Here is an 18,954-nt window from a genome sequence, read left to right as displayed (position 1 = left end):
TCCATGCGCTGACGCAGGGCCGCCCTACCCCGCTGAACCCACGCCCAGCCCCCAGCGTCGCGCTCAGTCGGCGTAGATGCCAGCCTTGCGGATCACCGGCCCCCAGCGGTTGATTTCGGCTTCAAGGTGGGTCTTGAGGCCGTTGGGGGTGATCTTGTCGATCGGGGGAACGTCCGAGCTCAGATCGGCCAGGCGCTTGGTGACCAGGGGATCCTGCAGTGCCGTGCGCAGCGCGGCATTCAGCTTGTTGATCACCTCGGTTGGCGTGCCCTTGGGGGCATACATGCCGTGCCAGACCTTGACGTCAAAGCCCTTCAGGCCCTGTTCGTCGAGGGTGGGCACATTGGGCAGGGCCGAAAGCCGGTTCAGCGTGGTCACCCCGAACACCTTGATGCGCCCCTCCTTGATCATGGGCACCGTCTGGGTGGTCTGGTCACACAGCAAATCGACCTGCCCGCCCAGCAAGTCGTTCATGGCCGGGCCGGTGCCCTTGTAGGGGATGGTGTTCAGGTCGATGCCGATGGAGCTCATGAAGATCAGCCCGCACAGGTGCGATACCGCACCCAGGCCGGCATTGGCCAGGGTGACCTTCTCCTTGTTGGCCTTGATGTAACTCAGCGCCTCCTGCAGGTTGTTGGCCGGGAAGTCCTTGCGGGCCAGCAGGGTCATGGGCACGTCGACCACCTGGCCGATGTATTCAAAGTCCTTGAGTGGGTCGAAGCTGAGCTTCTTGTACAGCGCCGGTGCCGTGGACATGCCCATGTGGTGCAGAAAGATGGTGTAGCCATTGGGTGCAGCGCGCGCCGTCTTGGTGGCGGCAATGGTGCCACCCGCGCCCACGGCGTTTTCGATCAGCACGGTCTGCCCCAGGGCCTTGCCCATGGGGATGGCGATCAGGCGCGCCACCACATCGGTCGGGCCGCCGGCCGCAAACGGCACCAGCATGGTGATGGGCCGGTCAGGGAACACCTCGGCACGGGCCGGGCCGGCGCCCACCAGGGTGGCTACGGCCAGCGCAGCCAAGCCGGTGCGCATCAGGGTTTTGAAAGGGTTGACGTTGAATGTCATGGTTCTTGTCTCTCGGTTCTGTGGATCTCATCAAGGCCGGCACGGTCTGCGCCCGCCCTTTGCTTCACTGCTCTCACACCGCAGTGCCAGGCGCTCTCCCTGTGATGTCGTTCTCGTTCTGAACACATGGTGCGCCGCCTCGTGGCCGAGCGGCACTAGGCCTAACCCCGGGGCGCGCGAAGGTTTCAGGGCCCGCCTGGGCGATGCTCCAGGCCCAGCCAGCGCCGCGCCAGCGCCAGCACCGGGGCGTCGACCATGCGGCCATCCACCCGCAGGGCACCCGCCCCCAAGGCATCGCCTGCGGCCTCGGCAGCCGCCAACACACGGCGCGCCCAGTCGCACTCCGCCACGCTGGGCGCCAGGCCCTGGTGCACGGCCGCAATCTGGCTGGGGTGAATGCACAGCTTGGCGCCAAAGCCCAGGCGACGGGCACGGCGGGCGTCGTTCAAGGTCTGCTCGGGCTCATCCAGCGCCACGGTCACGCCATCGATCGGCGCCACCCGGCCTGCACCGCGCGAGGCCAGCACCAATTGCCAGCGGGCAGGCAGCAGCTCGGCCTCGTCCGGCCCGCAGGCCACGCCCAGGTCGGCCTGCAGGTCGATGTGGCCCAGCACCAGGCGCAGCACCTGGGGCGCCTCCGCAAGGGCCTGCAACTGCAACAGCCCCTGGGCACTTTCGATCAGGGGCAGCAGGGGCAGGCCTGGCAGGCGGCGGGCCAGCGCCTGCAATTGGGCGGCACTCTCGGCCTTGGCCAACATCACGCCGGCCAAGCCAGGCAGGGCTTCAAGCAAGGCCAGATCGTCGCCATGCCAGGGCGTGGGCACGGCGTTCACCCGCACCAGCAGGCGCTGCCGCTCGGCCGGCCCCAGGCCGGGCCAGCACTGGGCCAGGGCCGCCCGGGCGGCCGGTTTGGCAGCCGGGGCGACGGCGTCTTCCAGGTCCAGGATCACGGCGTCGGCCGCACTGGCCAGGGCCTTGGCCAGCCGCTCGGGGCGGTCGCCAGGCACAAACAGAAAGCTGCGCGCCTCGTGCAGCGGGCGCACCTGGGGGGCCATGCTCATGCGCACCCCGGCAGCAACCGGCCCACCACCGGCCATTGGCCGACCTGCCACAGGTGCTCGACCGCCTGGGCCATCTCTGCGGCCTGGGCCCCGCCGCTGAAGGCGGCCAGGCGCAGGGCCTTGGCCGTGATCTCGTCACGGCTCAAAGTGTTGCCAGGGTCACCCTTGGGCTCATCCACCCGGCCCTGGAACACCCGCCCGTCGGTGGTGTGCACCGTGACCTTGCCGATCCAGCGGCGTGGATAGGCGCCATCGACCTCGGCGTCCAGGCTCATGCTGACGCGATCGCGCAGCTGGCGTGTCGTCTCGCTGAGAAAGTGCTCATCAAACTCGGCCAGCCCCGCATGCCCGAACTGGGCCACCAAGGCCAGCACCGTGCCCATCGAGAACTTGCTCTGATGCACCGTGCTGGGCGACACCACCGGGCCCAGCACGTCGATCGCACCTTGGTGCACATGGGTCTGCACGGCGGCCAGGTCTTCGGGCTTCAGCGCATGCTCGCGCATCACCAGCAGCAGTGCATCGGCGGCCGGATGGGTGTGGCGGCAACTGGCGTGGTATTTGAACGAGGTCTCGGCGGTGACCCAGCGCGCGCCCAGGCCATCGACCAGGCGTGCCGGGTCGGCGTCGCTGGACATGCCGGCGGCCATGCCCTGGGGGCCGTCAAAGATGTCGGCCGCACCGGTGAAGCCATCCTTGGCCAGGTAGGCCGACATCAGGCCCGCCGCCGCCGCATGCGCGGTGTGCAGCTGCTTGGAGTCGGCCGCGGTGCGCAGAAACTCCCACAGACCGGCCGACTGGGTGCCGGCCGAGCCGAAGGCGTGCTGCATCTGCTGCGCGTCCAATTCCAGCAGGTGGCCCACGGCAGCCGCCGCCGCCAGGGTACCGGCCGTGCCCGTGGTGTGGAACACGCGGTAATGCGAACGCCCCAAAAACTCACCCACGCGGATGCCCACCTCGTAGCCCACCACCGAGGCCGCCAGCAGATCGCGCCCGCTGCGCCCCAGGGCCTGGGCCACGGCCACGGCCGGCGGAAACACCACCGTGGCGGGGTGGAACACCGAACCGTTGTGCACATCGTCCTGCTCAGCCACATGAGAGGCGGCGGCATTGGCCATCGCGGCCAGGTAGGGGCTGTTCAGTTGCCGCTTGATCAGCACCTCGGCCCCGCCCTGTCCCAGCCTGGGCGAGCCCGCCCCCCCCGTACCACCAGCCCAGCCCATCTGCCCCGCAAAGCGGGTGATGCTTTCGACCGGACGCGAGCCATGGCCGGCCACCGCCGAGCCGAACCAGTCGACCAGCAGGTCTTCCGTCTTGCGCACCACGGTATCGGGAATGTCGTCGTAGCGCAGGCCGGCGGCGAATTGAGCCAAGGCGGCGGTGGGGGTGAGGGATGTCATGTTGTCTTGTCTCCGGAATGTTCTGGTTTCGTTGTGTGGCGGTTCAGATTGCGCCGCGCGCGCGCAGCGCCGCAACGTCGGCCTCGCTGCGACCCAGGCTGTGCAGGATTGCCTCGGTGTGCTGGCCCACGGCGGGCACGGCCTCCATGCGGTAGTCAAAGCTGCTGTGGCGCCCGGGCGGCAGCAGGGCCGGGATGGTGCCCGCAGGCGAGTCCACGTCGCGCCAGCGCTCGCGCGCCTGCAGCTGCGGGTGGGCCCACAGGCCAGCCATGTCGTTCATGCGGGCGTTGGCGATCTGGGCCTCGTCCAGCCGGGCCAGTACCTCGGCGCTGCTGAGGGCCCCGAAGGCCGTCAGGATGAGGGCCTTGAGGGCTTCGCGGTGCTCGTTGCGGCGGGCATTGCTGTCAAAGCGCGGGTCCGTGGCCAGCGCGGCATCGCGCAGCACCACGGCGCAAAACACCTTCCACTCGCGCTCGTTCTGCAGGCCCAGCATCACGGTGCCGCCATCGCCGGCCTTGAAGGGCCCATACGGGTAGATGGTGGCGTGGGCAGCAGCGCTGCGGGGTGGCGGCATGGCGCCCTGGTAGGCGTAGTACATGGGGTAACCCATCCACTCGCCCAGGGCTTCGAGCATGGACACATCGATGTGCCCCCCCTGCCCCGTGCGGCCACGCTGCAACAAGGCCGCCAGCACGCTGCTGTAGGCATACATGCCAGCAGCAATGTCGGCCACCGAGTTGCCGGCCTTGCAGGGGTCGTCCGGCGTGCCGGTGACCGACAGAAAGCCGGCCTCGCTCTGGATCAGCAGGTCATAGGCCTTCTTGTCGCGGTAGGGCCCGTCCTCGCCGTAGCCGGAGATGTCGCACACGATCAGGCGCGGGTGGCTGTCTTTCAGGCTGTCGTAGCCCAGCCCCATGCGCGCCGCCGCACCCGGGGCCAGGTTCTGCACCAGCACGTCGGCGTCTTTCAGCAGCTCTTGCAGCACTTGCAAGGCCTCGGGCTGCTTGAGGTCCAGGGTGAGGCTTTCCTTGGAGCGGTTGACCCACACGAAGTGCGAGGCCTCGCCGTTGACCCGCTGGTCATAGGCCCGGGCAAAGTCGCCCGCGCCGGGGCGCTCGATCTTGATGACGCGGGCACCCAGGTCGGCGAGTTGGCGCGTGCAGAAGGGAGCTGCGATGGCGTGTTCTAGGGAGATGACGGTGATGCCGTCGAGGGGGCGTTGGGTCATGGTGTGACTCACTGGGTGATGGGGCGCTGGTGGTACAAATGGGACGTTTGCCTTGTCCCTTGCGCCGTGGCGATGTTTCGCCGCTGCGCTCTGGTGGTTCTGCTCTTTGTTTCAGGGCGGAGGCCGGGGTTGCGGCCCGGCGGCCGCCTCACTTTCTTTGCTTCGCCAAAGAAAGTAAGCAAAGAAAGGCGACCCGAAGTCAGGGCCACTTCGTGGTTCCCTGCGCTGCTCGCGCCAGGGGGGTCCCCGCTAAACTCGCTGCGCTCAAACAGACGCGGGGCCTGATCCCCCTGTCACTGCGCTGCTCGGCCCTGCCCCACGGGAAAGTCGGGATCGGATGCGGGCGAGCTTGCGAAGGCACTGACGAAATCAGTCGCGCCTGGGCATCCAGCGGCGCTGGTGTATCGGTGTTGGTTGTGTAGGGCAGAGCGCCAGTGCGCACCCGCGCTGCGAAGCAGCCGCGCCTTCTGATTGAAACAAAGCGGCGCCGCTGCGCAGCAGCAGCCGTCGGTTCCCGATCCCCACCTCCCGTCGGGCACGGCGAGCAGCGCAGACTTGGGCGGATAAGGGCTCGCGTCTGTTTGAGCGCAGCGAGTTTAGCGAGACCCCGCCCAAGTTGAGCAGCGCAGCGGACCCTGCGCAGCAGGGCGTGCACGTCGGGTCGCCTTTCTTTGCTTACTTTCTTTGGCGAAGCAAAAAAAGTGAGGCGCCCGCCGGGGCGCAATCCCGGCCTCCGACCTACAACAAGTAGCAGAAGCATGAGCAGTTCCAAGAACAAAACTCAGAACGACCTCGGTAACCCGAGCAAATGCTCCGCCACATACGAATAAATCAAATTCGTCGAAATCGGCGCCACCTGATACAGCCGCGTCTCCCGAAACTTGCGCTCCACGTCGTACTCGTGGGCAAAGCCAAAGCCCCCATGGAACTGGATGCAGGCATTGGCAGCCTCCCAACTGGCCTTGGCCGCCAAATATTTGGCCATGTTGGCCTGCGCGCCACAGGGCAGGTTGGCGTCGAACAGCTCGCAGGCCTTGTAGCGCATCAGGTTGGCCGCTTCCACCTCGATGTAGGCGTCGGCAATCGGAAACTGCACGCCCTGGTTCTGACCGATGGGGCGGCCGAAGACCACGCGCTCGCTGACGTACTTCGTCACGCGGTCGAGGAACCAGTAGCCGTCGCCGATGCATTCGGCCGCAATCAGCGTGCGCTCGGCATTGAGGCCATCGAGGATGTACTTGAAGCCCTTGCCTTCTTCGCCGATCAGGTTCTCGGCCGGGATCTCCAGGTTGTCGAAGAACAGCTCATTGGTCTCGTGGTTGACCATGTTCTGGATCGGCCGCACGGTCATGCCTTTTTTCTCGGCCTCGCGCAGGTCGACCATGAAGATCGACATGCCCTCGCTCTTCTTGCTCACCTCGGCCAGCGGCGTGGTGCGGGCCAGCAGAATCATCCACTCGCTGTGCTGCACCCGGCTGATCCAGACCTTCTGACCGTTGACCACATAACGGTCGCCCTTCTTGACGGCCGAGGTCTTGATCTTGGTGGTGTCGGTGCCCGTGGTGGGCTCGGTCACCCCCATCGACTGCAGGCGCCACTCGCCGCTGGCGATCTTGGGCAGGTACAGCTCTTTCTGCGCCTTCGAGCCATGGCGCAGCAGCGTGCCCATGTTGTACATCTGGCCGTGGCACGCGCCCGAGTTGCCGCCGCTTCGGTTGATCTCTTCCATGATCACCGAGGCCTCGGCCAGACCCAGGCCCGAGCCGCCATACTCGGCCGGGATCAGAGCGGCCAACCAGCCGGCCTTCGTCAGGGCATCGACAAAGGCTTCGGGGTAGGCGCGATCGTGGTCGATCTGGCGGTGGTATTCGTCAGGGAACTCAGCGCACAGGGCGCGCACTGCGTCACGGATTTCCTGGTACTGGTCGGGGGCTTGCTTGATCATGGTGTCTCTTGTTGGAAGGGTGTCGGGCAGGCGTGGCGTGGCGTGACGCGGCTCAGAACAATTCGGCCGTGGCCTGTAGGGTCAGCCAGCCCTCGTGGTCGTTGGCCCACAGGCGCACGGTCTTGCCATCGGCCTCAGGCCGGCCATTGACGGCAAAGGGGTTCAGGTCGAAGGTGGGGCGCACGGCCTTGAAGGCGAAACGCTTGAAACGGGCCCCAGGCTGCTGGCGACGCACCAGATCGACCAGCAAGGTGGCGATCAGCGGGCCATGCACGATCAGGCCCGGGTAGCCTTCCACCCCGGTCACGTAGCGACGGTCGTAATGGATGCGGTGGCCGTTGAAGGTGAGCGCCGAGTAGCGGAACAGCAGCACATCGTCGGGCACGATCTCGCGCTGCCAGGGGGCGCCGGTTTCGGCCGCCACCGGGGCCGGTACCGGGTCACCGGGCTGGGCGGCGGCGCGGTAGACAATGTCATGTTCTTCGGTCAGGGCCAGACCCAGGTCGTTGTGCACTTCGTGCTTGACCAGCACAAACACCAGATCGCCGGTGCGGCCGGCCTTGTGCGTGACCGACTCGATGCGCGACACGCGCCGCACCGCCTGCCCCACCTGCAGGGGGTTGCCCTCTTCCCAACGAAGCCGGCCACCGGCCCACATGCGCCGTGGCAAGGGCACCGGGGGCAGAAAGCCGCCGCGCTCAGGGTGACCATCCGGCCCCAGCCCGCTTTGCCGCACCTGGGGCAGAAAATAAAGCCAGTGCCACAGCGGCGGCAGGGGCGTGCCGGGCTGCGGCGCCGGGTCGTCGCGGTCCAGCGTGGCCGACAGACCGCTGACGGGCGCGGCGCTCAGGCTGTCGTGCAGGGTTTCGGTGCGACCCTGCCAGGTCTGCAGGTGGGCCAGCAGGCTGGCGTCGACGTTGCGGAGAGGGTGTTCGCTCATGGATCGGTGGCTGGAAGGATGAAACAGACAGCCCGCATCGTCGGCCCAGCCAGGCGCACGCGCAATCATTGATTTCAAGACCAAGCCTTCGGTTTTGCCTGAGGCTGGCGCCCGACAGCGCCGTTTGGGCTAGCATGCGGTCATGCAGTTCGACCTGACCGACCTGCGCCTTTACGTGCAGACGGCCGAGGCGCTCAACCTGACCCGTGCCGCCGCCACACAGCACCTGTCGCTGGCGGCGGCCAGTGCCCGCATCAAGGCGCTGGAAGCGCATGCCGGCCTGCCCCTGTTCTACCGCGAAGCCCGGGGCGTTCGCCTGACACCGGCCGGCGAGGCCTTCTTGCACCACGCCCGCGGCGTGCTGCGCCAGACCGAGCAACTGCGCCTGGACCTGCAGGAATACACAGGCGGCCTGCGCGGCCACCTGCGGGTGTTGGCCAACACCACGGCGGTGACCGACTTCATGCCCGAGATCCTGCCGCCGTTTCTGGCCGCCAACCCGCGCATCAACGTGGACCTTCAGGAAAAACCGAATGCTGAGATTGCCCGCGGCGTGCTCGACGGGCGGGCCGATCTGGGCATCGTGGCCGGGCAGATCGACACCCTGGGGCTACAGGCCATCCATTTCAGCACCGACCGCCTGGTGCTGGTGACGGCACGCGGACACCGTTTTGCACGGCGCAAAAGCATCGCCTTTGCAGAAACCCTCGACGAAGACGCCGTGGGCATGCAGCGCGGCAGCACCATCCAGGCTTTTCTGGCCCAGGTGACCGAGCGCCTGGGCAAGCCGCTGCGCCTGCGCATCCAACTGGCCAGTTTTGACGCCATGTGCCGCATGATCGGAGCCGGCGTGGGCATCGGGGTGGTGCCGGTGAGCGCGGCGCGGCGCAACCAGCAGACCATGAAACTGGCCCTGATTGAGCTGACCGACGCCTGGGCCGTGCGCGAACGCTATGTGCTGGTGCGCGACCAGACCGCCCTGCCCCCCTACGCCCAAGCCTTGGTAGACACACTGGTGGCGCATTACAAGGGTTGAACGGTCGATTTCCAGCCCAGCCAAGGGTTAACCCCCAATTCATCGGCACCCCGTGGTCGCATTGGCTATGCTGGCGCTCCTTTTCTCCATCAGCGCATGAACGGTAGCCGCAACCTGCCGACCGGGCCTGCGCCTTCTCCATGAAATCCAACTTTTTCAAGACCGCGCTGGTGCTCGGTCTGCTTTCGGCGATCGGGCCTTTCGCCATCGACATGTACCTGCCGGCCCTGCCCTCCATCGGCCAAAGCCTGGGCGCCTCGATGGGTGCGGTGCAGGCCAGCCTGATGGCCTTCTTCATCTCGCTGGGCATCGGCCAGATCATTTATGGCCCGGTGTCCGACATGGTGGGGCGCAAGCCACCGCTGTACTTTGGCCTGGCCCTGTTTGCGCTGGGCAGCGTGGGCTGCGCGCTCGCCCCCGACATCCACAGCCTGATTGCCCTGCGCTTTGTGCAGGGCCTGGGTGCCTGTGCCGGCATGGTGGTGCCACGTGCCGTGGTGCGCGACCTGCACACCGGCCACGATGCCGCCCGGCTGATGTCGCTGCTGATGCTGGTGTTCAGCGTGTCACCCATCCTGGCGCCCCTGAGCGGCAGCCTGATCATCGAATGGGCCGGCTGGCGCGGCGTGTTCTGGGCCGTGACGGTGGCCGCCCTGGCCGGCCTGGGCTTGCTGGCCAGCAGCCTGCCTGAAACCCGGCTGCCCGAGCAACGCGCCGACAGCAGCGTGGGCGGTGCCCTGCGCGCCTATGGCCTGTTGCTGCGCGACCGCCACTTCATGGGCCTGGTGATGATCGGAGCCTTTGGCATTTCGAGCTTTTTTGCCTACCTGGCCAACTCGTCCTTCGTGCTGATCGACCACTACGGCCTGAGCCCGCGCCAGTACAGCATCGCCTTTGCCGTGAACGCGGCCTCATTCATCGGTGTCTCGCAGTTCACCGGTCAGCTCACCCGGCGCTTCGGGCTGGTGCCTTTGGTGCGTGTGGCGGTGCTGGGCTATGCCCTGACCATGGCCGCCTTGCTGGGCCTGAACCTGCTGGGCTTTGACAGCCTGGCCCTGATGATTGCCATGCTGCTGCTGGGCTACGGCTTTCTGGGCCTGGTGGTGCCCACCACCGCCGTGCTGGCCCTGGAGGAACACGGCGCCCTGGCCGGCACCGCCTCGGCCCTGATGGGCACCCTGCAGTTCGTGGCCGGCGCCACGGTGATGGCCGTGGTGGGCCTGTTTGTCGACGGCACGGCCCGCCCCATGGTGGCGGGCATCGCGGGCTCGGCCCTGATGGCGCTGGCGTTTTCGCTGGTCACGCTGGCGGGCCAGCGGGACCGGACCTCGATCGCCCGCTGAGCCGATACCCCCGGCGTTGACATAAAACGAAACAAACCGAAACCGCAGCGACAGGACCCGGTCGAGCCCCGAAGGCACCATTCAGGACATGTTCTTCAACCTCTGTCCTTGAAAAGGCCTGCCATGCGATTCATCCGCCTCCGCTTCCTCAACAAACGTGTTCTGTTCGGTGCCCTGGGCGCCACCTTGCTGGCCGGCAGCCTCAGTGCCTGCGGCCACATGGGCGACGGCCCCCGCATGGGCATGGGGCCCATGAGCGAGACCGATGCCGCCCAGTTTCGCGGCAAGATGGTCGAGCGCATCGCCAGCAAGCTCGATCTGGATGCCCCCCAGAAACAGCTGTTGAGCGCCCTGGGCGACAAGCTGCACGCCCAGCGCAAGGCCCTGATGGGCAACAGCGTCGACCCGCGCACCGAACTGCAGGCCCTGGTGGCCGGCAACAAATTTGACCGCAGCCGCGCCCAGGCCTTGGTCAACGACAAGACCGACATCGTGCGCAACCAGAGCCCCGAGGTGATTGCCGCCTTCGGTGATTTCTACGACAGCCTGCGCCCCGAGCAGCAACAGAAGGTGCGCGACTTCATGCAGAAGCGCCACGGCCACCGCTGGGGCGGTTGAGAATCTGTTCACGATCTCGCATCGGCCACAATCCGCACCATGCCACGCATCCTGCTGATCGACGACGACACCGGCCTGGGGCCGCCCCTGGCGGCGTACTTTGCCCGCTTCGAATTGCAACTGGAGCAGGCCTTGCGCCCCAGCGAGGGCCTGGCCCGCCTGGCCCACCCGCCGGTGGGGGGCTATGACGCCGCCATCCTCGACGTCATGCTGCCCGAGATGGACGGCTTTGCCCTGTGCCGAGAGATCCGCAAGACCAGCGACCTGCCCATCCTGATGCTGACCGCCCGTGGTGACGTGATGGACCGCGTGGTGGGCCTGGAGCTGGGTGCCGACGACTACCTGCCCAAGCCCTTCGAGCCGCGCGAACTGGTGGCCCGGGTGCAGACCGTGCTGCGCCGGCGCCAGCCGGCCCGCCCAGCCCATCCTGCCCCTGGCGGCCCCCTGCAGTTTGATGGCCTGATGGTCGACCCCGTGACCCGCCAGGTGCAGCGCAGCGGCCAGGCCCTGGACCTGACCAGCACCGAGTTCGACCTGCTGCACCTGTTGGCGCGCGAGCCCGGCAAGGTCTTCAGCCGGGACGACATCCTCAACCAGCTGCGCGGCCACGAGGCCGAGCTGTACACCCGCGCGGTCGACATCGTGGTGAGCCGGCTGCGCAAAAAGCTGGAGCCGCTGGACTGCATCAAGACCGTGCGCAACGCGGGCTACTCCCTGGGGCTGGCCCCGCTGATTCCCCATGCCCCGGCCAGCCATGCCTGAGACCCGCCCCCACCGTCGGCATCAGTTGCACAGGCTGCACCGCGCCCACCACGCGCTGCGGCACTCGTGGCGGCATTCATTGCGCCTGCGCCTGATCGTGCTGTTCCTGGTGCTGGCCGTGGCCCTGACCCTGACCTTCATCGGCGGCATGCAGCGCGCCATGAGCCTGGGCTGGCGCGACGCGGCCCGCCCCCTGGTGGTGGACTACGTGGACCACTTGGTGGCCGACCTGGGCAGCCCGCCCGAGGTGGACAAGGCCCAGGCCCTGGTGCGCCGACTGCCCATCACGCTGCGCATCAGCGGACCGCAGGTGAATTGGGTCTCCGACCCGGCACCCCATGCCGAACACGGATGGCGCCGGCGCCCCTCAAGCACCGAAAGCGATGGTGACGCCCCCCTGCTGCAACGCGACACCGCTGACGGACACCACATCGAGATCGGGCTGAACCTGAACCGCGGCCAGTACCAGCCCCGTCGCATCGGCTGGTTCACGCTGGGGGTGCTGCTGCTGCTGACGGCCGGCACCTACCTCTACCTGCGGCGCCTGCTGCGCCCGCTGGACGACATCCGCGCCGGCGCCCGACGCTTCGGCCAGGGCGACTTCGCCCGGCCCATTGCGCAGCGGGGCCACCGCGAGCTGGCGGCCCTGGCGGCCGATGTGAACGCCATGGCACACAGCCTGCACGGCATGCTGGAGGCCAAGCGCAGCCTGTTGCTGGCCATCAGCCACGAACTGCGCAGCCCCCTGACCCGGGCCCGCCTGAACACCGAGCTGCTGCCCGACAGCGGCGAGGCCCAGCCCCTGCGCGAGGCCCTGACCCGCGACCTGGCCCTGATGCGCGACCTGATCAGCGATCTGCTGGAAAGCGAACGCCTGGGCCAGGGCCATGCCGCCCTGCACCTGGAGCCCACCAACCTGCCTGCGCTCATCGACGAGGTGCTGGGCCAGTTGGAGGGCGCCGGCGCCGTCGAGCGACAACTGCCGGCCCACATGCCCCCGCTGAGCCTGGACCCCAGCCGCCTGCGCCTGCTGGTGCGCAATCTGCTGGACAACGCCCTGCGCCACAGCACCCAGGCGCCCCGCCCCCCCGTGATCACCCTGATGGCCGACGGGCCCCACTGGATACTGAGCGTGCGCGACTTCGGCCCCGGCGTGCCCGACGAGGTGCTGCCCCACCTGGCCGAACCCTTTTACCGCCCCGATGCGGCCCGCGAGCGCAGCAGCGGCGGCGTGGGCCTGGGCCTGTACCTGTGCCGGCTGGTAGCGCTGGCGCACGGTGGCGAGTGGCAGGTGCGCAATGCCGGCCCCGGGCTGGAAGTGCGTGTGACGTTGCCGCAGCGGATCTGAAGGCACGGATCGCGGGCCACGGGCCGCGGTTAGCATCGCAGCATGCCCACCCACTACCAGAGCCTGACCCAGGACAGCCTTTACAGCGACGCCTTCCGCGTCGCGGCCCCCGATCCCCTGCCCGGCAACGACATCGTGCCGCGCCGGCTGGCCGCCTTCATCCGCAAAGCGGACGGCATGCCGTCCGAGGCCGTGACCGCCCCCGTCGCCGATCCTGCCGCCGACCCCGCCACATGTCCCGCCCCCCTCGCAGGCCGCGAACTCGCCGTCGGCCAGTTCGGCCTGGTGCCGGCCTGGGTCAAATCGGCTTCGGACGCCAAGCTGCGCTCGGTCAAGCTGGTCAATGCACGCTCAGAAACCCTCACCACCTCCACCCCGTTTCGCGATGCCTGGCTGGCCTCGCAACGCTGCATCGTGCCCATGATGGCGTTCTTTGAAGACGATCTGCGCAGCGGCAAGCCCGTGCCCACCCGCATCGCCCGGGTGGATGGCAAGCCCCTGGGCGTGGCCGGCCTGTGGGAGCGCTGGACCGGTGCCGAAGGCGAAGAGATCATCAGCTTCACCCTGCTCACCGTGAACGCCAACAGCCACGCGCTGATGCGGCGCTACCAGCACGACGGCACCGAAAAACGCATGCCCCTGATCCTCAACGAGGGCTCTTACGACGCCTGGCTCAACACCACGCCCGAGAAGGCGCGCGATTTCATGCGCGCCTACCCCGCCCAGTCGCTGCTGGCCAACCCGGTCGAAGGCAAAAAAGCCCGATAAGCGCCCAGCCCTGGGCTTATCCCAGGCAGGCCTCGGCCATCAACTCGCCCTCAGCCATCGGTTCTGCCTGCACCAGCTCAGGGGGGGCGGCCAGGTGCTCGGCCATCCAGGCCTCGACCAGGCGCGAATCATTGATCAAACGCAGCCCCTGGTAGGCCTGCTCGGCCTCGGGGTAGCGCCGGCGCAGGTAATTGAGCCACTGCTTGAGCCGCCCCGCCCGGTTGCGCGACTCCACCCGCAGCTTGACACGGGCCCAGAACAGGTGGAACAGCGGCTGCAGATCGGCCCACTGCGGGGCCTCGCCCTGCCCAGTTGCGCCATCCGCCGCCAGGATGTCCCAGGCCAGCCCGGGGTCAGACACCATGCCCCGGCCCAGCATCAAATCCTGGCAGCCCGATTCGGCGCGGCAGCGCTGCGCATCGGCCACCGTCCAGATCTCGCCATTGGCCACCACCGGGATATTGACCACGCGGCGCACATCGGCAATGCGCGCCCAATACGCTGGCGGCTTGTAGCCCTGGGCCCGGGTGCGGCCATGCACCACCAACTGGTTGGCACCGCCATCGGCAATCGCCCGGGCACAGTCCTCGGCCGCCTGGTCGTCGTCAAAACCCAGGCGCATCTTGGCCGACACCGGCACCTCGGCCGGCACCGCGCGTCGCACCGCCGACACGATGCGGTGCAGCAGCTCCGGGTCTTGCAGCAGCGCCGCCCCGCCGCCATGCCGGTTCACCACCTTGGCCGGGCAGCCAAAATTCAGGTCGATCCCCGCCGGTCCCAGCCCCGCCAGCCGCGCCGCGTTCTCGGCCAGGCACTGTGGATCCGACCCCATCAACTGCGCCCGCACCGCCACCCCCGCCGCCGTGCGCCCGCCGTTGTCCAGCTCGGGCACGATGCGCCGGAAAGCCCGCTCAGGCAGCAGCGTGCCCGTCACCCGGATGAACTCGGACACGCACAGATCCACCCCACCCACGCGGGTCAGCACATCGCGCAACACGCAATCGAGCAGGCCCTCCATGGGCGCCAGAAGAATAGCCATGGCAAAAACGAGAAGAGAGAAAAGAACAAGATGGAAGGGATCGTGCCGCTGAAGAGAGCGCCGCTCCAGCGGCCAGGCCGATCAATGACCAAGCCTGGAAGGTGGGGGATTTTCGCCGACTTCGGATCAGAGGCCCGGCACTCGCCCAAAGCCCCGCTTCAGTCTGGGTGTGCGGCCCGCCAAGTGTTGAATTCGGAAGGTCGCAAGCCGTAACGAGCGAGCACGCCCACATGCAGGCGTCTCAGCTCTTCAATCAGCAAGGCCTGCACGTTGTCACGCTCAGGCTCAGGAACAGCCTGGGCAGTCGCCTTTCGGATGCTTTTGAGGGGGTCTTCGTCTGGGTTCTGCACCACCTCACGGAGGATCTGTCGGATGAAATCCCGCCAGGACAAGCGCAGAGGGTCAGGTTCAGCCAGTTCCTGCCTGAGTGCCAGGTATTCGTGGCAGAAACGCTCGTACACCCATACATAAAGATCACGCAGCAATTCGATCCGGGTCATTTCGTACACGCCCAGCATCGCGCAGCTGTAGGCCTGTTCAGGCACATCCAGAAAGGTCAAGGGACAAAGATTGGCCCGAAACAAAGGCAGGTTGGCTGCCAGGCGTGATGTGCGCTTGTTGATGTCGGCGAAGGGCTGAAGGTAAGGCAAATGCACCATCAGAAAAAACGACTGCTCGAACGAGTCACCGATCTGGTTCACCTTGTGCAGCAGGGTGTCGAGCATTTCGTCAATGAGTTGCGGCGTCGACAGGGGGCGGTACACGCTCTGACTGATGTCCACCGCATGACGGCGCAGGCGCCCTTCATCCGCTGGGTTCGGCAACAGATTTTCAGCCAGAGCACTGTGCAGGTTCATCAAGGTATAGCGATCCAAAGCCGCTTGGTCAGCGTTGTTCACCAGCATCTCGATCGCCGTTTTGTGATTCAGGATCATCTGCGTCTCGATGGCCGCCTTGCCTTGGGCCACCTTGCCACGCTCGATCAAGTCCCGGGTATCCAACCTGGAATAGGTATTGCCCTCCAGGTGGCTGGATGCCCAGGACAGATCAATCAACAAGCGATTCAAAATAGCGCGGCTGCAAGTGCCGGCGGGGGCCGCAACGGCCCAGGTGCGCCCCATCTGATGCAACTGACGGCGCAACGAATCCGACACAACGAATCCGACAAATACCAACTCTTGTTGGGCTGGTACGACTCCAGGAAATCGCGCTGGTAGCCCACCGGCCGGCGTCACTCAAGCGGCTGGTCGACATAGGCCCGTACATCGCGGCTGTCTGCGGACAGTGCCAGGCCGCGCAAAAAGCGCTCGCCAACGGCCCCGTCAGGGCCTGCCAACCCCATCAGCGCCCCCCGGCCTTCAGAAGGCCCCGCCCCGTAACGGCGAGCGCGCCCCTGGCCCTGAGCAGCAATGCGCCCCTGGGCAAGCCAGCTGTTCAGAACGCGCTGCGCCGAGCGCCGAGCCCATTGCGGATGCAACACCAGCAAATCGGCCAGACCGAGGCCATGCGGCGCTGCCAGAATGCTTTGCAGCAAAGCATCTGCCTTGGCATTGCGATTGGCGGCAGGGGTGAGCGGGCTGGGAGAGGACGTGGCGCGATTTTGGCGCAGTTTCAACACCCTAGGTCTCGCCCCGCTGAAAAGCCCAAGGGGAAAGCTCGCAGCCCGCCAAAGTCCAGAACGCCCAACTCAAGCCGATGGGCCCTTGCGCTGCCGAGCTCGATCTGCAGGCCCGTCGACTGGGCCTGGTGCTCCGCGATGGACGCCGATGTGTCAACGGCCCCCCCGGAATGATGGCAACAGGGCGTAAGCGGCCAGGGATTCGAGGGAGGAACGATGTTCGGTGAACATGGTGGTGATCTCCTGAAAGCCCGCGGTCACCGTGCCATCGATCGCAGCCACCGCAGGACGAGCGAATTCGCACTGCGTTTGACGACGTTTGATTTCATGGCACACAGCGGCTTCGACCAAGCCCCCCCTGCCCTCACCCTTCCATCATGATCACCTGCCGGATCGCCTCGCCCCGGGCCAGGCGGTCGAAGCCCAGGTTGATCTGGTCCAGGCTGAGGCGGCCGGTGAGCAACTGGTCGACCGGGAGTTTGCCCTGGCGGTACAGGGCCACGAAGCGGCCGATGTCGCGCCGGGGCACGCAACTGCCCAGGTAGCTGCCTTTGAGGGTGCGCTCTTCGGCCACCAGGTGCCACACGGGGGTGCTGAGGTTCTGGCTGGACGCGGGCAGGCCGACGGTCACGGTGGTGCCGCCGCGGCGGGTCACGCGGTAAGCCAACTCGAGGGCACGAGCCGAGCCCACCATCTCCAGGGCGTGGTCCACGCCGCCGCCGGTCAGCTCGCGCAGTTGCTCCACCGCGTTGTCGGCGCCGGCATTGACGACGTCGGTGGCGCCCAGGCGGCGGGCAAAGGCCAGTTTGTCGTCGGCCAAGTCCACGGCCACCACCCGGCCTGCGCCGGCGGCCAGGGCGCCCATCACGGCCGACAGGCCCACGCCGCCCAGGCCGATCACGGCCACGCTCTGGCCGGGGCGCACCTGCGAGGTGTTGACCACCGCGCCCACCCCGGTCATGACGGCACAGCCGAACAGGGCCGCGATCTCCAGCGGCAGTTCGCGGTCGATCTTCTGCACGCCGCGGCGCGACAGCACCGCATGCTGGGCAAAGGCCGACACGCCCACAAAGTGGTCCATGGGCTGGCCTTGCCAGGACAGGCGGCGCTCGCCGCCCAGCAGCGTGCCCGCCACATTGGCGGCGCCCGCGGGCTCGCACAGCACGGGGCGCCCCTCCGAACAGGGAGCACAGTGGCCGCAACTGGGCACAAAGACCAGGATCACGTGGTCACCGGGCACCAGGTCGGTCACGCCCTCGCCCAGGGCCTCGACCACGCCAGCGGCCTCGTGCCCCAACACGATGGGGGTGCGGCGCGGGCGGTCCCCGTTGATGATGGACAGGTCAGAGTGGCACAGGCCGGCGGCCACCACGCGCACCAGCACTTCGCCCGGGCCGGGCGGGGCCAGGTCGACCTCAGTGACTTCCAGGGGACGGCTTTCGACATAAGGGGCCGGCGCGCCGATGCGCGTGAGGACAGCAGCACGGGTTTTCATGGGTTCTTCACCAGAGAGCACTTGGACTTGGACAGCGGCTGGAAGGCCTGCTCGCCCGGGAGGGTGGCCAGCACCTTGTAGTAATCCCAGGGCATCTGGGATTCGGCCGGCTTCTTGACTTGCACCAGGTACATGTCGTGCACCATGCGGCCATCGACGCGCACCCGACCGCCCTGGGCAAAGAAGTCGTTGATGGGCAGGGCCTGCATCTTGCGAGCCACGCTCAGGCCTTCATCGCCGCCAGCGGCCTGGATGGCCTTGAGGTAGCTGGTCACGGCCGAGTAGGTGCCGGCCTGGATCATCGAGGGCATCTTCTTCATGCGCTCGAAATAGCGCCGCGACCAGGCCCGGGTCTCGGGTGTGCGGTCCCAGTAGAAGCCGGTGGCAAAGGTCATGTCCTGGGCTTCTTTCAAACCCAGCGAATGCACATCGTTGATGAACATCAACAAGGGCACCACGGCCTGGCTTTTGCTCAGGCCGAATTCGCGCGTGGCCTTGATGGCGTTGACCGTGTCACTGGTGGCATTGGCCAGGGCAATGGCGTCGGCCTTGGAGGCCTGGGCCTGCAGCACGAACGACGAGAAATCGCTGGCATTGAGCGGATGGAACACGCTGCCCACCACCTTGCCGCCGCTGGCCGTCACAAACTCGGTGATGTTGCCTGCCATGGCTTTGCCAAAGGCGTAGTCGGTGCCGATCACAAACCAGCTGCGGGCCCCCTTGGCCAGCATGCCCTGCGCCGCCCCGTTGACCAGGGCATAGGTGTCGTACACATAGTGGATGCTGGTGGGGCCGCAGTTCTCGTTGGTCATGGCCACCGAGGCCGTGCCGGTCAGCAACAGCATCTTGTTGCGCTCGCGGGCCAGGTTGCCCACCGCCACGGCCACGGCCGAGTTGTTCACATCGACGATGGCATCAACCCCCTCGCGGTCGTACCAGGCCCGGGCCAGCGAGGCACCGATGTCGGCCTTGTTCTGGTGGTCGCCACCGATCACCTCGATGGGCTTGCCCAGCACCTGGCCACCAAAGTCTTCGACTGCCATGCGGGCCGCCTCCAGCGAGCCCTTGCCGGCAGTATCGGCATACAGGCCCGACATGTCGGACAGCACGCCGATGCGCACCTTGTCGTCCGACAGCTTCTGCGCTGCTGCGGGGGCGCTCAGGCCGGCACCGCACAAGGCGGCGGCCAAGGCCAGCCAGATCGGCGCGCGCCGTCGCAAACAGCGGGCTTTCACACAGGGGTTCATGGTTTGTCTCCTTCTTGGTTTCAGCGTTGTGCACAACA

Annotated in this window: 17 protein-coding genes; 6 read left to right on the top strand and 11 right to left on the bottom strand. The window is 67.1% G+C overall.

Translation table 11 applies throughout. From position 1 onward, the window contains the following. Positions 1-63: 63 nt before the first annotated feature. The 6 genes from AC3WUT_RS06605 to AC3WUT_RS06580 all read right to left on the bottom strand — a co-directional run bounded on the left by AC3WUT_RS06605 (position 64) and on the right by AC3WUT_RS06580 (position 7,642). A complete protein-coding gene (locus AC3WUT_RS06605) occupies positions 64-1,068 on the bottom strand; it encodes a tripartite tricarboxylate transporter substrate binding protein BugD (RefSeq protein WP_492346285.1) in 1,005 nt (334 codons plus the stop codon). A gap of 185 nt (positions 1,069-1,253) precedes the next feature. Then, entirely contained in the window at positions 1,254-2,129 is an 876-nt protein-coding gene (locus tag AC3WUT_RS06600) for an HpcH/HpaI aldolase/citrate lyase family protein (protein ID WP_492346284.1), read from the bottom strand. After that, positions 2,126-3,529, bottom strand: coding sequence for an MmgE/PrpD family protein (locus AC3WUT_RS06595; protein WP_492346283.1), 1,404 nt, complete (start codon positions 3,527-3,529; stop codon positions 2,126-2,128). Before AC3WUT_RS06595 ends, AC3WUT_RS06600 begins: the two co-directional genes overlap by 4 nt. Positions 3,530-3,572: 43 nt before the next feature. Beyond that, the gene (locus AC3WUT_RS06590; protein WP_492346282.1) at positions 3,573-4,757 is read right to left on the bottom strand and encodes a CaiB/BaiF CoA transferase family protein; all 1,185 of its coding nucleotides are present in this window, start codon (positions 4,755-4,757) and stop codon (positions 3,573-3,575) included. 781 nt (positions 4,758-5,538) lie between these two features. After that, positions 5,539-6,702: an acyl-CoA dehydrogenase family protein gene (locus AC3WUT_RS06585; RefSeq protein ID WP_492346281.1), complete on the bottom strand. Its 1,164-nt coding sequence runs from the start codon at positions 6,700-6,702 to the stop codon at positions 5,539-5,541. Between the two features lie 52 nt (positions 6,703-6,754). After that, the gene (locus AC3WUT_RS06580) at positions 6,755-7,642 is read right to left on the bottom strand and encodes an HTD2 family dehydratase (RefSeq protein WP_492346280.1); all 888 of its coding nucleotides are present in this window, start codon (positions 7,640-7,642) and stop codon (positions 6,755-6,757) included. A 142-nt stretch (positions 7,643-7,784) separates the two neighbouring features. On the opposite strand from AC3WUT_RS06580, the gene AC3WUT_RS06575 reads away from it, so the two are divergent. From AC3WUT_RS06575 to AC3WUT_RS06550, 6 genes are all read left to right on the top strand, one after another. Beyond that, positions 7,785-8,678: a LysR family transcriptional regulator gene (locus AC3WUT_RS06575; RefSeq protein WP_492346279.1), complete on the top strand. Its 894-nt coding sequence runs from the start codon at positions 7,785-7,787 to the stop codon at positions 8,676-8,678. 140 nt (positions 8,679-8,818) lie between these two features. Continuing rightward, complete coding sequence (locus AC3WUT_RS06570) at positions 8,819-10,021, top strand: multidrug effflux MFS transporter (RefSeq protein ID WP_492346278.1); 1,203 nt, start codon at positions 8,819-8,821, stop codon at positions 10,019-10,021. Positions 10,022-10,144: 123 nt separating this feature from the next. Next, on the top strand, positions 10,145-10,639 hold the full coding sequence (locus AC3WUT_RS06565) for a Spy/CpxP family protein refolding chaperone (protein WP_492346277.1): 495 nt from the start codon (positions 10,145-10,147) through the stop codon (positions 10,637-10,639). A gap of 39 nt (positions 10,640-10,678) precedes the next feature. After that, on the top strand, positions 10,679-11,401 hold the full coding sequence (locus AC3WUT_RS06560) for a response regulator transcription factor (protein WP_492346276.1): 723 nt from the start codon (positions 10,679-10,681) through the stop codon (positions 11,399-11,401). After that, positions 11,394-12,749, top strand: coding sequence for a sensor histidine kinase (locus AC3WUT_RS06555; RefSeq protein ID WP_492346275.1), 1,356 nt, complete (start codon positions 11,394-11,396; stop codon positions 12,747-12,749). The genes AC3WUT_RS06560 and AC3WUT_RS06555 overlap by 8 nt, the downstream gene beginning before the upstream one ends. A 42-nt stretch (positions 12,750-12,791) precedes the next feature. After that, positions 12,792-13,517, top strand: a complete 726-nt coding sequence (locus AC3WUT_RS06550; RefSeq protein ID WP_492346274.1) for an SOS response-associated peptidase — start codon at positions 12,792-12,794, stop codon at positions 13,515-13,517. 16 nt (positions 13,518-13,533) lie between these two features. Here AC3WUT_RS06550 and AC3WUT_RS06545 read toward each other — a convergent pair whose 3' ends face one another. From AC3WUT_RS06545 to AC3WUT_RS06525, 5 genes are all read right to left on the bottom strand, one after another. Continuing rightward, on the bottom strand, positions 13,534-14,556 hold the full coding sequence (locus AC3WUT_RS06545) for a tRNA dihydrouridine synthase (RefSeq protein ID WP_492346273.1): 1,023 nt from the start codon (positions 14,554-14,556) through the stop codon (positions 13,534-13,536). 158 nt (positions 14,557-14,714) lie between these two features. Next, positions 14,715-15,791, bottom strand: coding sequence for a Fic family protein (locus AC3WUT_RS06540; RefSeq protein ID WP_492346272.1), 1,077 nt, complete (start codon positions 15,789-15,791; stop codon positions 14,715-14,717). Beyond that, entirely contained in the window at positions 15,788-16,171 is a 384-nt protein-coding gene (locus AC3WUT_RS06535) for a hypothetical protein (protein WP_492346271.1), read from the bottom strand. The genes AC3WUT_RS06540 and AC3WUT_RS06535 overlap by 4 nt, the downstream gene beginning before the upstream one ends. 367 nt (positions 16,172-16,538) lie before the next feature. Beyond that, positions 16,539-17,669 carry a zinc-dependent alcohol dehydrogenase family protein gene (locus AC3WUT_RS06530; protein ID WP_492346270.1) on the bottom strand — a complete coding sequence of 377 codons (1,131 nt, stop codon included), beginning with the start codon at positions 17,667-17,669 and terminating at the stop codon, positions 16,539-16,541. Continuing rightward, positions 17,666-18,916 carry an ABC transporter substrate-binding protein gene (locus tag AC3WUT_RS06525; protein WP_492346269.1) on the bottom strand — a complete coding sequence of 417 codons (1,251 nt, stop codon included), beginning with the start codon at positions 18,914-18,916 and terminating at the stop codon, positions 17,666-17,668. Before AC3WUT_RS06525 ends, AC3WUT_RS06530 begins: the two co-directional genes overlap by 4 nt. Positions 18,917-18,954: the final 38 nt, after the last annotated feature.

It is taken from the genome of Curvibacter sp. EU05-FHT14A10, assembly GCF_058791075.1.
This window is presented reverse-complemented; position numbering and strand designations above follow the sequence as displayed.